Below are 12521 nucleotides of genomic sequence, written 5' to 3'. Positions count from 1 at the left end.
GACAAGACTACCCCGCAAGATAGCGTGGATTGGCCTTTTCCGCGCGTCTTGCGCCCCGCCCGGCTTGGCGCTAGGGGATTGGGTGGGTGTGCCCGCCCACGATCTGCGATGATGCCGCTTTGCCGCCACCAAGCCCCTCTCATGCGCCATCGCCTCGCCCTGCTCGCCAGCACCGCTCTCGCCCTTGCCGCCTGCCACTCGGCCACGCCACCCGCCGCCGACGCGGCGCCCTCCTCCGCCATCACGGGCCAGGTGGACAAGCTCACCACCATCGACACCCAACGTGGCGACGGCGCCGAGGCCAAGCCGGGCATGCGCGTGAGCGTGCTCTACACCGGCTGGCTGTACGACGCCACCGCCAAGGACAAGCACGGCGCGAAGTTCGACAGCACCGCCGACCACGGCGGCGATCCCTTCACCTTTCCGCTGGGCCAGGGCCAGGTGATCGAAGGCTGGGACCAGGGCGTGGCCGGCATGCGCGTGGGCGGCGAGCGCACACTGCTGATTCCCGCCGCGCTGGGCTACGGCTCGCGCGGCGCCGGCGGGGCGATCCCGCCCGATGCCTCGCTGGTGTTCGACGTCAAGCTGGTCGGCGTCAGCCCGTGATATCCGGATGCCGCGTCTGCCAGGCGGCCAGCGCGGCGCGGTAACGCTCCAGCGCCGCCTCGTAGCGGTCGTACACGCAAGGTACGCAACCCTCGCCGCAGCAGTCGGCGGGGTCGGGTTCCACCGGCGCTTGCGGGCAGGGATCGTCGGGCGTGTCGGCGCCGCCCGCGCGCGGAATCTCCAGCGGCATGCCAGCAGTGTATCGCCACCACCGGCGGCGACGGCGGCAAGGCTTCGCCACGGGTTTGCGTGCGCCGATCCCTGCCGTTACAGTGCCCGCGACGGCTGCAAGGGGGCAGCCGAGGGGTATCACATGTCCATGTCTACAACCCGCACCGCGGTGGAACGCGGTTTGCGTTGGGTTGCAGGGATGCTGGGCGGCGAGGCGCAAGCCACGCCGGAATCGACACCGTCGGCGGAAACGCATTTCCATCTGGTGTCATGGCAAACATCGACGCACTCGCGACGCGCGGACGAAGAAGCCCGCCGCGCGCAGTGGTTTGCCGCTGAGAGTCCATGAAAAATCGCCCGCCGGCTGCGGCGGACGCGCAGCGTCCTTGACGGCGGCGCGCTACTGGCGCGCGGCGATGATCTGGTCGAGGTAGTCCGGCGTGCCGGCGATGCGTTCCAGATGCGGATACTGCAGGCCGTCGTGGTAGTCCACCGGCACGGTCAGCAGTTGCCCCTGGAATTTCAGCAGCAGACGGATCGGCGCCTTGTCCGACCTGGCGGCGGCGATCGCCTCTTTCAGCACATCGCTGGCATACGCCTGCCCGTTCACCGCCACCACGGTGGCGCCGGTGCTGACGCCGGCCTTGAAGGCAGGGCCGTTCCAGCGCACGTCGTTGACTTCGCCCTGCTTGGTCAGCGTGAGGCCGATCGACCAGGCGAAGTTGTAGATGTGGCGCGGCGATTCGGGGCGGCTGTCGTAGGCTTTCTCGAAGGCGCTGGGCTGGTCGGTGTAGACCAGCTTCCAGCCCGCGGCGGCGAGGCCGTCCAGCAGCGGCGGGTTCAAGGCGTCGACGCGTGCGCGCAGGAAGCCGGCCCAGTCGAACGGCGCCACGCCGTTCAAGGCGGCCACCACGTCATCGAAGGTGTAGGTCTTGGTGACGTAACTGCCGTTGTCCACGCCGAAGAAGGCCTTGGCGAAATCGTCCAGCGAACGCTTGCCGTGGCTGAGTTCGCGCAGCTTGGCATCCACCGCCAGCCACGCCATCTGGCCGCCCGAGTAGTAGTCCTCGCTCATCTGCCAGCTGCGGTAGGGCAGCGCTTCGCGATGCGCGGCGGTGGCGTCGTTGGTGGTGTCTTCCAGCGTGCGCCACTGCAAGCCGGGCCGGTTGCGCTCATAGTTGGCCGCGTCCATCGCCAGCGCATCGCGGAACTGTACCGGGCTCCACAGCCCCGCGCGCGCGGTGAGCACCGTCCCCCAGTACTGCGTCTGCCCCTCGTATACCCACAACAGCGAGTCGCCCATCGGCACGTTGAAGTTGGGCGTCCACAAGTCCGCCGGGCGCCGGAACTTGCCGTTCCACGAATGCACATACTCGTGCGCCAGCAGATCGCGCCCCGGTGCGGCCTCGTCCCAGGCGGTGAAGTAGTCCGCGCCCATGCCGTCCTCGCTGGACTGGTGGTGTTCCAGGCCGTTGCCGGCGAGCTGGTCGGACAGCGAGAACAGGAAGTCGTAGTGGTCGTAGTGGTGCGCGCCGAACAGTTTCAGCGCCTGCGTCACCAGCGCGCGATGCTGCGCGAGTTGCGCGGGCGTCATCGCCAGATACTTCGGCGCGTCGGCCACGATGTCCAGGTGCACCGGCGTCTGGCCGCCGGGGCTCAGATCCACGCGCTTGAAGTACTGGCCCGCATACATCGGCGAGTCGACCAGGTGGTTGTAGGCGACCGGCTTGAACGTGGTGGTGGCGCCTGACTGCGCGGCCACCTCCAGCGCGCTGCCGAACTGCCAGCCCCGCGGCAGGGTCACACTGGGCGCCACTTCGATGCCGCGCGTGTAATGACCGGCTGGGTACAGCGACAGCTTGTTCCACTCCAGCATCAACAGGCGATCGGTCATCTCGTAGCCGCCGTCGCGCGGCGAGAGGTATTCGAAATCCGCCTCCAGTTGGCTCACGCCGGCGGGCACGTCGAGATGGAAGGCGTAGACGTCGTACTTGTCGCGCGTCCACGCCAGCGGCTTGCCGCCCGCGCTGAGCTTGAGGCCCGCGAGCATGGCCACCGGGCCGCTGGGCGAGTGGTCGCCGGGTATCCATTCGGGGTACAGCAAGGTCAGCTTGCCGGGCACGACCGGCAGCGTCTCGTGCACACGGAAGATGCCTTGCCGCGTATCGCTGGCATCGACATGCACGCTGAGCGTGCCAGCGTATGCCGTGTCCCGTGGCGCCGGCACCGCCGTGCTGCGCGATACCTGCGCGAAGGCGTCACCACCGGCCAACGCCAGTGCTGCGGCCAGGGCAAGGCCTGCCGCCAGCGGATGACGGCGAACGGGCGAACGGGCGGATGAAACGATGGGCATGGCGGCACCGGTGGCGTGCGGGGGAAGGCCCAACTTAGCACCCGCCAGGCGTTTGGCGAGGGTGACCACTGGCACTGTGCGAGCATGGCGCCACATCAGCACACGGGTATCGCCATGAACGCCAGCATCCTGCCGCACGACGTCGTCCATTTCTGGCGCGAAGCCGGGCCCGGCAAATGGTTCGCCAAGGACGACGCCTTCGACCGCGATTTCGTCGCCCGCTTCACCGACGCCCACATGGCCGCTGCGCGGCGCGCGCTGGATCATTGGCAGGGCGAAGCCGAGGGTGCGCTGGCGCTGCTGCTCCTGCTCGACCAGTTCCCGCGCAACGCCTATCGCGGCAGCGCGCACATGTTCGCCACCGACCCGCTGGCGCTGCGCTTCGCGCGCGAGGCCGTGGCGCGCGGCCTCGACCGTGCCGTCGATCCGGCGCTGCGCGTGTTCTTCTACCTGCCGTTCGAACACAGCGAGGCGCCGGCCGACCAGGATCGCGCCGTGGCCTTGTGCGAAGGCATGGACGATTACGCCAAATACGCCCGCATCCACCGCGACGTGATCGGACGCTTCGGCCGCTTTCCCCACCGCAACGCCGCGCTCGGACGAGACACCACGGCGGAGGAACAGGCGTTTCTCGATACGGGCGGCTTTGCGGGTTGAGGCGGCACGCGTAGGAGCCCGCTGGCGGGCGACGCTTTTGCTTTGACGCATCAGAGCAAAAAAGCATCGCCCGCCAGCGGGCTCCTACATAGGTCAGCGCTCAGGCCAGCTTGCGTGCCGCCGCCACCACGTCCGCCTCGCCCGGCAGCACCAGGAAGGCGGCGCCGGCCAGCGGGGTGAAGGTGTCGGCGCCCACCACGCGTTCCAGCGGTGTGGCGCCCAGGCCGGCCTCGACGATGGCGGTGATGACGCCCTCGCCCACGCCCGCGCTCTTGCGGCCCTCGTCCAGCACGATGATGCGCTTGGCGTTCTTCGCCTGTGCGGTGATGAAGCGGTCATTGAGCGGCGCCAGCCAGCGCAGGTCGACCACGCGCACCTTCCAGCCGAGTTCCTTCTCGATGCTGCGCGCGGCGCGCAGCGCCATGGTCACGCCGTTGCCGAAGGTGAACACCACCAGATCCTTCGCCTGCCCGTTGTAGACGCGGCCCTCGCCCAAGGTCATCGCCTCGCCCGGCGCGGGATAGGCGAACTGCCACGCGCCGTCGCCGGCTTCGTACAGGTCCTTGGTCATGTACAGCGCGATCGGTTCGAGGAAGGCGCAGACACGACCGTCGACCTTCGCCAGCGCGGTCAGCGTGCGCAGCATGGTGGCTGCATCGTCGCCGCGACTGGGGCAGCCGACCACGAGGCCCGGGATGTCGCGCAGCGCGGCGATCGAGTTGTCGTTGTGGAAATGCCCGCCGAAGCCGCGCTGGTAGCCCAGCGAGGCCACGCGCATCACCAGCGGGTTGCGGTACTGGTCGTTGGAGAAGAACTGCAGGCTGGCCGCCTCGCCGCGGATCTGGTCGGCGGCGTTGTGGAGATACGCCAGGTACTGGATCTCCGGGATCGGCAGCATGCCCATGTTGGCGTAGCCTTGGGCCAGGCCGAGGATGACGGTTTCGTCCAGCAGGGTGTTGAACACGCGCGTGTTCTTGAACGCCTTGTGCAGACCCTTGGTAACCGTGTACACGCCGCCCTTCTGCGCCACGTCCTCGCCGAACAGCAGCGACTCGGGATACTTCGCCATGACGTCGTGCAGCGCTTGCCCGATCTGGATGGCCAGATGCCGCGGCGGCTGGTTTTCCGGCAGCTTCGCCTCGCCGCCGTAGGCCTTGAGGCGCGCCTCCATGTAATCCGCGCGTTCGGCCTCGGCCTTCACCTTGGCCGGCGTGTACGGCGCCAGCGGCGCCATCACGTCGTCGAGGCGCTCCAGCTTGGGCCGATGGTCGGCCTCTTCGGCGGCGGCGAAGCAGCGCTTGCGCGTGGCCTCGTAGAGTGCGAGCAGGCTGTCCTTGGTGTACAGGCCCGACTCCAGCGCGATCGCCGCCGAACGCAGCAGCGGGTCGGTCGCTTCCAGCGCCACCAGCTCCTCGATGCTGCGCCACTCGATCTCGAAGTCGGTGCCCGCGTGGCCCATGATGCGGGTGGTCTTGAGGTGCAGGAAGGTGGGCCGGCGCGTGCTGCGGCAATGCTCCACCGCGCGCTGCACCTGGGCGTAGCCTTCGGCGAGGTCGAGGCCGTCGGCGAAGAAATAGTCGAGGTTGGAGCGCGACTGGTAGTTGCTGGCGACCCAGCCGCTGGGCGTCTTCACCGAGATGCCGATGCCGTTGTCCTCGCACACGAACAGCACCGGCGCGGGCAGCTTCTGGTAGGCCGTCCAGCCCGCCGCGTTGAACGCGGTCTGCGCGGTGGCGTGGTTGCTGGAGGCGTCGCCGAAGGAGCAGATCGCGATGGAATCGTCGGGAATCGGCAACTGGTGACCAATGCGCCTGGCGTGGTCGATGGCCACCGCCGTGCCCAAGGCTTTCGGCAAATGCGAGGCGATGGTCGAGGTCTGCGGAAGCACCCAGAGCGGCTTGGAGCCCCACACCTTGTGGCGGCCACCGGAGGCCGGGTCGTCCTTGCTGGCGGCGAAGGAGAGCGCCGAATCCATCACCGGATCCATCCCCGGCAGTTTGCGGAAGCGCTCGGCCATGAAGCCGCCGCTGCGGTAATGCAGGAAGGCCGGATCGGTGTGCCGCGTGAGCCGCGCCACCATCGCGTTGCCCTCATGGCCGGAAGAACCAATCGTGTAGAACACCTTGTTCTGCACGCGCAGCACGCGCGCCATCAGATCCAGATGCCGCGAGATCAGCTGCGACTCCAGCAACTCGCGAAAGCCCCGCGCGTCCAGCGCGCTGCCCGGCAGCACCGGTGCGTCGTCGCGCGGCGCGGCACGCACCTCGCCCTGCCACTGCTGCACGAACTCGGTGTAATTCTGGTCGACGATTTCGGCGCGGTTGAAGCCCTTGTGGCGGGCGCTGAGGGTGAACGGAATGGACATGGCGGTCTTCGGCAAGGTGGCAGGGGTCAATGTTGCATCGGGGTGTGGCCGGGCTGGGCACACACGCGGGCCAGCCAGTCACGGATGTTCGGGAAGGCGGACAGCTCGAAGCCACCGTCGCCGGCGCAATGGGTGTACGCGTACAGCGCGATGTCGGCGAGGCCGTAGCGGTCGCCGACGAACCAGTCGCGCCCAGCCAGGTGCTGCTCCATCACCGCCAACACCTGCGCGCCCTTCTGCAGCAGCTCGGGCAGCTCGGCCTGGCGCGGGTGGTCGGGCGGCAGCCAGCCGCGGATGAAGCGCGCCACCGCGATGCACGGCTCGTGGCTGTACTGCTCGAAGAACAGCCACTGCAGCGTCTGCGCGCGCAGCCAGGCATCCTCGGGCCCGGATCCATTCGGCCAAAAGGCGCTGCCTTCGGCGAGATAGCACAGGATCGCGTCGGACTCGGCCAGCCGGCGGCCGTCTTCCAGCTCCAGCAGCGGCACCTTGCCGTTCGGGTTCTTCGCCAGGTAGGCCGGCGTGCGCGTCTCGCCACCGGCGCTGTCCACGTCGACCCAGCGATAGTCGCGGCCCAGCTGGTCCAGCAGCAATTGCAGTTTGTAGCAGTTGCCGGAAGCGCGCATGCCGTAGATGGTAATCATGGCCTTTCCCCACCCAGCTGTTTCAGCAGCGCGGCGCGCTGCAGGTCCTTGGGACGTCCGAAACTTTCGCAAAGCCGGATCTGGTCTTCGACCGACGGCACCGGCACGGCCAGGCCATTCACGCCGGCCAGCACGAGTTTCCCTGGCAGCACCGGCTGCCAGCGATCGTCGGCATGAAGCTCAAGCCCACCCATCACCTCAACCGGCGCGCCGGGGAAGCGGAAGCGGGCAAAGTGCGAACGGAACCGGTCGGCGTCCGGCGGCGTGAATGCGGGCTCGCGCTGCGGCGCCCAATGCGCCATCAATACCTCGGCGTCGGCGCGCGAGGTCAGTACGTCCACATCCGCGGCGCTGGTCTGAGCGCCGAGCAGCAGCGCCGCGGTGCTGCCGATCAGGCACCACGGATCGACGCAATGCACGTGCAGCTCGGGCACGATCTCGGCTAGGGTGGCGTATAGCGCGGGCGAGAGGTGGCTCATGCGCGACGCCGGCGCCACTGTTCGCGCGTCTGCACCCAGATCTCGGTGGGGGAATCCTCGTACGGCGCGGGCAGCTTGCCCGGGCCGCGGCAGGTCGAACCCAGCCGCTGCGCCAGCACTTGCGAGGCGTGGTTGTCCGGATGGATCGAATGGATCATCTCGCTCCAGCCCAGCTGATCGAACGTCCAGTCGATCGCGGCGACACAGCCTTCCAGCGCATAACCCTTGCCCCACGCGTCGCGCGCCAGGCCCCAGCCCACCTCGGTGCCTGGCCAGTCGACCGGATGCCAGGGGCCGAGCCGACCGACCCACTGGCCGCTGCTTTTCTCGATTACCGAGAACATGGAAAAGCCCTGGATCATCCACGCCCCGGCCAGCGACAGGAAGCCGCGCCACGCGGCGGCGCGCACCTGCTGCCCGCCGATGAAGCGGGCGGCTTCGGCGTTGGCCATGTTGGCCGCGTAGGCGTCGAAGTCCTCGATGCGCAGCGGACGCAGGATCAGTCGATCGGTTTCGATGCGAAGATCAGAGACGTTCAATGCCTGGCTACTCAAGTCGCTGCTCCCGCCGATGGCGTGGGCTCTCTGAGCGTCACTCCCGCCAAGGCGGGAATGACGCCTCTCAGAACGCGTTGATGCCGGTCAGCTCGCGGCCCACCACCAGCTCGTGCACGGTCTCGGTGCCCTCGTAGGTGATGACCGATTCCAGGTTCAGTGCGTGGCGGATCGCGCCGTGCTCGGTGGTGATGCCGGCGCCGCCGAGGATGTCGCGGCACTGGCGCGCGATGTCGATCGCCATGCGGCAGTTGTTCCACTTGGCCAGCGAAACCTGGGTCGGCTGCATCTTGCCGGCGTCCTTCAGCCGGCCGAGCTGCAGCGACAGCAGCTGGGCGGTGGTGATGCGCCGGGCCATGTCGGCCAGCTTCAGCTGGATCGCCTGGTTCGAAGCCAGCGGGCGGCCGAACAGGATGCGTTCGGCGGTGTAGTCGAGCACTTCCTTCAGGCAGGCCTGCGCCGCGCCGATCGGGCCCCAGGTAATGCCGTAGCGCGCCTGGGTCAGGCAGCCCAGCGGACCTTTCAAGCCCTTCACGTTGGGCAGGCGCGCGCTGTCGGGCACGCGCACGTTGTCGAAGAACAGCGCGCTGGTGACCGAGGCGCGCAGGCTCATCTTCTTGTGCACTTCCTGCGCGGTGAAGCCCTTGGTGTCGGTGGGAACGATGAAGCCCTGGATGCCGTCCGCGGTCTGCGCCCACACGATCGCGATGTGCGCCAGGTTGCCGTTGGTGATCCACATCTTGGCGCCGTTGATGACCCAGTCGCCGCCGTCCTGCTTCGCATGGGTCTTCATGTTGGCCGGATCGGAGCCGCCGTGCGGCTCGGTCAGGCCGAAGCAGCCGATCACCTCGCCCGCCGCCATCTGCGGCAGGTAGTGCAGCTTCTGCTCCTCGCTGCCGTAGGCGTAGATCGGGTACATGCACAACGAGCTCTGCACCGAGGCGAAGCTGCGCAGGCCCGAGTCGCCGCGCTCCAGCTCCTGGCAGATCAGGCCGTAGCTCACGCCGTTCATGCCGGCGCAGCCGTACTTCTCGGGAATGGTGGCGCCGAGCAGGCCGAGGCTGGCAATCTCGGGCACCAGTTCCTTGGGGAAACGGCCCTGGTCGAAACAGTCGCCGATGATCGGCAGCACGCGCTCGTCGACGAAGCGACCGACGGTGTCCTGCACCATGCGCTCCTCGTCGGTGAGCAGCGAGCGGACGTCGTACAGGTCGAGCGGGTTCAGGCGGACGGTGGCCATGGGCGTTCCAGCGGCTAATGGAAACTGGTCATTCTACTCGGCGGCGGTGCGGCGGTCATGGCGGGGTGCAGCAGCGCACGGACATGCGATCATGCGCGCTTTCCCCAAGCCCACGGACGACCATGCTCAAGGGTGTGCTGCTGGGCTTTGCCTGCTTTGCGGCCTTTTCGATCAGCGACGCCTTCGTGAAGGCGCTGCACGGCTCGCTGCCGCCCTACGAGGCGGTGGCCATTGGCGCGGCGCTGGGGCTGACCGCCCTGCCCTTCATCAAGGAGCGCGGCGAAGGCTGGATGGACGTGTTCCACGCGCACAAGCCGGCGCTGTGGTGGGCACGCGCGCTCACCGGCGCCATCTGCAACATCAGTTCGGTGATCGCCTTCACCTTGCTGCCGATGGCCGAGGTGTTCGCGCTGATCTTCCTCATGCCGATCTTCGTCACCGTTCTCTCGGTGCTGCTGCTCAAGGAGCACGTCGGCTGGCGGCGCTGGACGGCGGTGTTCGTGGGCTTTGCCGGCGTGCTGGTGGTGCTGCGCCCGGGCTTCCGGCAACTGGGGCCGGGGCACATCGCCGCCATCGTCTGCGGACTCTCTGGCGCGGTGTCGATGGTGGCGCTGCGCATGGCCGGCGCCCACGAAAAACGCATCAGCCTGTATGGCGCGGGCGTGGTCGGCCCACTGCTGACCGGCGGCGTGCTGATGCTGCCGCAGTTCGTGTGGCCAAGCCTCGTGCAATGGGAGCTGCTCGCCGGCTATGGCCTGCTCGCCGCGCTGGCCGGCGTGCTGCTGATGCTGGCCACCCAGCACGCCCCGGCCAACCGCATCGCGCCCACCCAGTACAGCCAGATGCTGTGGGCCATCGGCTTCGGCTACTGGCTGTTCGGCGACCGCCTCGACGCCGTGATGGGCGTGGGTATCGCACTGATCCTTGGCGCCGGGCTGTTCACCCTCGTGCGCGAGGAGCAAAAAACCTCATGGTGGCGACGCCTGCGCATGCTGTGAGCGCCGTCTTCAGCGGTCGTCGCGATGCCAGTGTCGATAACGACGCCCGTCACGACCACCCAGCATGTACAAGCCGCCCAGCACGATGAACAGCGGCCACCAGATCGCCCACGACAAGTGCAGGATGAAGAACGACGCCACCAGCACGATCGACAGCGCCGGCAGCAGCGCGTACCACACCGCGGCATCCAGCTTGCCGACCCGGCGATAGCGCTCCACCGCCTCGCCAATCGGCCACGCCGCGCCAATCAGCATGAACCACGCCCACCAGTTGTCGTAACCGAGAAATGGCAGGTTCACGCCCAGATTGGCGCACAGGAAGAACACGCCAATCGCCATCACCATCACGGCGGGCAGGATGCGCGAAGAGCGCCGCATCGAACGATCGTCTGCTTGAGTGTTCATGGGCATGCCCCTTGGAAGTCGACGCCACGATAGGCCGCCAGCCAGCACGCCGCCAGTGACAGCCGTCACTCGAAACACCTGCGCTGGAATCAGCGATTGCTCACCCCGTGCGGCACATGCCCGGTCGCCACATGCTTGCGCGCGGATTCCACGTTGGCGGGCGAATCGTCGAAGAAGATGTCGGCACCGAAGGCATCGAGGAAGGGCCCCTTGTCGCGGCCGCCGAGGAACAGCGCCTCGTCGATGCGCACGCCCCACTTGCGCAGGGTAAGGATCACCCGCTTGTGCGCGGGAGCGGAGCGCGCGGTGACCAGCGCGGTGCGGATCGGCGAGTCTTCCGCTGGAAAGGCGCTTTGCAGGTGGTGCAATGCAGTGAGGAAGCCGCGGAACGGGCCGACCGACAGCGGCTCGGCGGCGTGCTCGGTTTCGCTGCGATGGAAGGCTTCCAGGCCTTCCTCGCGCGAGACGCGCTCGCCCTCGTCGCCGAAGATCACCGCGTCGCCGTCGAAGGCAATGCGCAGCTGTTCGCTCATGCGCGGCGGCGCGGTGCTGGGCAGGATGGTGGCGGCCGCGACGCCGGCCTTGAGCGCGCGGCCCACGTCCTCGGCGTTGGCGGAGAGGAACAGGTCGGCCTTGAACGGCGCGATGTAGTCGGAGGTGGGCGCGCCGCTGGTGAACGCCGCGCGACTGATTTCCAGGCCGTAGTGCTGGATGGCGTTGAAAATGCGCAGGCCGGTGTCGCCGGAGTTGCGCGAGAGCAGGATCACTTCCACCGGCGGCACGTCACCGGCCAGCTTGTTGAGGTCGAGCAGCTTCTGCACCAGCGGAAAGGCCACGCCGGGCTGGAGGATCTCGTCCTCGTGCGCGATCTGGAAGCTGCGATAGGCGTCCAGCCCGTTGCGTTCGAACAACGCGTGGCTATCGCCGAGGTCGAACAGGGCGCGCGAGGAGATGGCGACGACGAGGCGGTTGTCGGTAACGGCGGAAGGATCGTGGACGGTGGGCTGGGACATGACGGCAATCTAGCGCATGCGATGCTCGGGGCGTGAGATTGGCTGCGGTGCGGGTGCGGGCCTGGAGCCCCCCTCACCCCAACCCTCTCCCCCAAGTGGAGCTTGGGGGAGAGGGAGACAAGCACCTCTCGCCTCTGCCTCTCGCCTCTGCCTCTCGCCTCTGCCTCTCGCCTCCTGCTCCTGCTCCTGCTTCCCGCTTCCCGCCTCTGCTCCCCACATCAATCCGCGGCAAATTGTTCGTCGAGGATGCGCTGTTCCAGATTGTGTTCGGGATCGAACAGCAGGCGCACGCCCTGTTCGGTGGACTGGCGGATCTGCACCTCGCGCACGTCGCGCACCTCGTGGAAATCGGCGGTGGCGCTGACCGGGCGCTTGCCGGGATCGAGCACGCGCAGGCTGACGCAGGTGCGGTGCGGCAGGATGGCGCCACGCCAGCGGCGAGGACGGAACGGGCTGATCGGGGTGAGCGCCAGCACGTTGGCGTCCAGCGGCAGGATCGGGCCGTGTGCGGAGAGGTTGTAGGCGGTGGAGCCGGCCGGCGTGGCAACCAGCACGCCATCGCAGACCAGGTTGGGCAGCTTCACCGCCTCGTTGAGCTTCACTTCGAGGTGCGCGGCCTGGTTGGACTGGCGCAGCAGCGAGACTTCGTTGAAGGCCAGCGCGCGGCACACCTCGCCGCTGGCGCCGGTGCAGCGCATCTCCAGCGGAAACAGCACGGCGGCGTGCGCGCGCGCCACGCGCTCGGGCAGCTCGTCCACGCGATGCTTGTTCATCAGAAAACCGACACGGCCGAGCTTCATGCCATACACCGGCACGTCGAGCGCGCGGTGCCCGTGCAAGGTGCGCAGCATGAAGCCGTCGCCGCCCAGCGCCACGATCAACTCGGCCTGATCCGCCGGCACGTCGCCGTAGCGCTCCACGAGCTTGCGCCGCGCCTGCTGGGCGACGGCGATGTCACTGGCGACGAAGGCGATGCGCATGGCGGCGATGGATTCCATGGGAATGCGCCGGAGCTTACTGCATGGATGCGGCGGCA

At 68.1% G+C, this 12521-nt stretch carries 13 protein-coding genes; 3 read left to right on the top strand and 10 right to left on the bottom strand.

Translation table 11 applies throughout. The features are described from left to right. Positions 1 to 141 precede the first annotated feature (141 nt). Entirely contained in the window at positions 142 to 606 is a 465-nt protein-coding gene (locus AC3WQA_RS16680) for an FKBP-type peptidyl-prolyl cis-trans isomerase (protein ID WP_492676150.1), read from the top strand. Here the strand turns inward: AC3WQA_RS16680 and AC3WQA_RS16675 are convergent. Further along, a complete protein-coding gene (locus tag AC3WQA_RS16675; RefSeq protein ID WP_492676149.1) occupies positions 596 to 796 on the bottom strand; it encodes an oxidoreductase-like domain-containing protein in 201 nt (66 codons plus the stop codon). The two genes, AC3WQA_RS16680 and AC3WQA_RS16675, sit on opposite strands and share 11 nt — an antisense overlap. Positions 797 to 1177: 381 nt before the next feature. After that, a complete protein-coding gene (locus AC3WQA_RS16670) occupies positions 1178 to 3130 on the bottom strand; it encodes a M61 family metallopeptidase (protein ID WP_492676148.1) in 1953 nt (650 codons plus the stop codon). Positions 3131 to 3244: 114 nt separating this feature from the next. On the opposite strand from AC3WQA_RS16670, the gene AC3WQA_RS16665 reads away from it, so the two are divergent. After that, complete coding sequence (locus AC3WQA_RS16665) at positions 3245 to 3787, top strand: DUF924 family protein (RefSeq protein ID WP_492676147.1); 543 nt, start codon at positions 3245 to 3247, stop codon at positions 3785 to 3787. A gap of 100 nt (positions 3788 to 3887) precedes the next feature. Here AC3WQA_RS16665 and AC3WQA_RS16660 read toward each other — a convergent pair whose 3' ends face one another. The 5 genes from AC3WQA_RS16660 to AC3WQA_RS16640 all read right to left on the bottom strand — a co-directional run bounded on the left by AC3WQA_RS16660 (position 3888) and on the right by AC3WQA_RS16640 (position 9069). Beyond that, positions 3888 to 6152 carry a thiamine pyrophosphate-dependent enzyme gene (locus AC3WQA_RS16660; protein ID WP_492676146.1) on the bottom strand — a complete coding sequence of 755 codons (2265 nt, stop codon included), beginning with the start codon at positions 6150 to 6152 and terminating at the stop codon, positions 3888 to 3890. A 26-nt stretch (positions 6153 to 6178) separates the two neighbouring features. Beyond that, positions 6179 to 6796, bottom strand: a complete 618-nt coding sequence (locus AC3WQA_RS16655; RefSeq protein WP_492676145.1) for a glutathione S-transferase family protein — start codon at positions 6794 to 6796, stop codon at positions 6179 to 6181. After that, the gene (locus AC3WQA_RS16650) at positions 6793 to 7275 is read right to left on the bottom strand and encodes a nucleotidyltransferase family protein (protein ID WP_492676144.1); all 483 of its coding nucleotides are present in this window, start codon (positions 7273 to 7275) and stop codon (positions 6793 to 6795) included. The genes AC3WQA_RS16655 and AC3WQA_RS16650 overlap by 4 nt, the downstream gene beginning before the upstream one ends. After that, positions 7272 to 7814 (bottom strand): GNAT family N-acetyltransferase, encoded by a 543-nt coding sequence (locus AC3WQA_RS16645; protein WP_492676385.1) that lies wholly within the window; start codon positions 7812 to 7814, stop codon positions 7272 to 7274. The genes AC3WQA_RS16650 and AC3WQA_RS16645 overlap by 4 nt, the downstream gene beginning before the upstream one ends. Before the next feature lie 82 nt (positions 7815 to 7896). Further along, positions 7897 to 9069 carry an acyl-CoA dehydrogenase family protein gene (locus AC3WQA_RS16640; RefSeq protein ID WP_492676143.1) on the bottom strand — a complete coding sequence of 391 codons (1173 nt, stop codon included), beginning with the start codon at positions 9067 to 9069 and terminating at the stop codon, positions 7897 to 7899. Between the two features lie 122 nt (positions 9070 to 9191). Here AC3WQA_RS16640 and AC3WQA_RS16635 point away from each other — a divergent pair, with 122 nt between their 5' ends. Continuing rightward, complete coding sequence (locus AC3WQA_RS16635; RefSeq protein WP_492676142.1) at positions 9192 to 10067, top strand: DMT family transporter; 876 nt, start codon at positions 9192 to 9194, stop codon at positions 10065 to 10067. A 9-nt stretch (positions 10068 to 10076) separates the two neighbouring features. Here the strand turns inward: AC3WQA_RS16635 and AC3WQA_RS16630 are convergent, their stop codons facing one another. The 3 genes from AC3WQA_RS16630 to AC3WQA_RS16620 form a co-directional block, all read right to left on the bottom strand. Further along, positions 10077 to 10472 carry a LiaF transmembrane domain-containing protein gene (locus AC3WQA_RS16630; protein WP_492676141.1) on the bottom strand — a complete coding sequence of 132 codons (396 nt, stop codon included), beginning with the start codon at positions 10470 to 10472 and terminating at the stop codon, positions 10077 to 10079. A gap of 89 nt (positions 10473 to 10561) precedes the next feature. Beyond that, positions 10562 to 11485 (bottom strand): 5'-nucleotidase, encoded by a 924-nt coding sequence (locus AC3WQA_RS16625; protein ID WP_492676140.1) that lies wholly within the window; start codon positions 11483 to 11485, stop codon positions 10562 to 10564. Positions 11486 to 11703: 218 nt separating this feature from the next. Continuing rightward, positions 11704 to 12465: an NAD kinase gene (locus tag AC3WQA_RS16620; protein WP_492676384.1), complete on the bottom strand. Its 762-nt coding sequence runs from the start codon at positions 12463 to 12465 to the stop codon at positions 11704 to 11706. Between the last annotated feature and the right edge of the window lie 56 nt (positions 12466 to 12521).

Source organism: Rhodanobacter sp. FW106-PBR-R2A-2-24 (assembly GCF_058789615.1).
The sequence above is the reverse complement of the archived record's forward strand: the minus strand, read 5'-3'. Positions and strand labels throughout refer to the sequence as shown.

Coding starts and splice junctions, on each gene's coding strand:
- AC3WQA_RS16670 (WP_492676148.1), bottom strand. CDS start 3,130: ATGCCCATCGTTTCATCCGCCCGTTCGCCCGTTCGCCGTCATCCGCTG.
- AC3WQA_RS16630 (WP_492676141.1), bottom strand. CDS start 10,472: ATGAACACTCAAGCAGACGATCGTTCGATGCGGCGCTCTTCGCGCATC.
- AC3WQA_RS16620 (WP_492676384.1), bottom strand. CDS start 12,465: ATGCGCATCGCCTTCGTCGCCAGTGACATCGCCGTCGCCCAGCAGGCG.
- AC3WQA_RS16665 (WP_492676147.1), top strand. CDS start 3,245: ATGAACGCCAGCATCCTGCCGCACGACGTCGTCCATTTCTGGCGCGAA.
- AC3WQA_RS16640 (WP_492676143.1), bottom strand. CDS start 9,069: ATGGCCACCGTCCGCCTGAACCCGCTCGACCTGTACGACGTCCGCTCG.
- AC3WQA_RS16680 (WP_492676150.1), top strand. CDS start 142: ATGCGCCATCGCCTCGCCCTGCTCGCCAGCACCGCTCTCGCCCTTGCC.
- AC3WQA_RS16635 (WP_492676142.1), top strand. CDS start 9,192: ATGCTCAAGGGTGTGCTGCTGGGCTTTGCCTGCTTTGCGGCCTTTTCG.
- AC3WQA_RS16660 (WP_492676146.1), bottom strand. CDS start 6,152: ATGTCCATTCCGTTCACCCTCAGCGCCCGCCACAAGGGCTTCAACCGC.
- AC3WQA_RS16675 (WP_492676149.1), bottom strand. CDS start 796: ATGCCGCTGGAGATTCCGCGCGCGGGCGGCGCCGACACGCCCGACGAT.
- AC3WQA_RS16625 (WP_492676140.1), bottom strand. CDS start 11,485: ATGTCCCAGCCCACCGTCCACGATCCTTCCGCCGTTACCGACAACCGC.
- AC3WQA_RS16655 (WP_492676145.1), bottom strand. CDS start 6,796: ATGATTACCATCTACGGCATGCGCGCTTCCGGCAACTGCTACAAACTG.
- AC3WQA_RS16650 (WP_492676144.1), bottom strand. CDS start 7,275: ATGAGCCACCTCTCGCCCGCGCTATACGCCACCCTAGCCGAGATCGTG.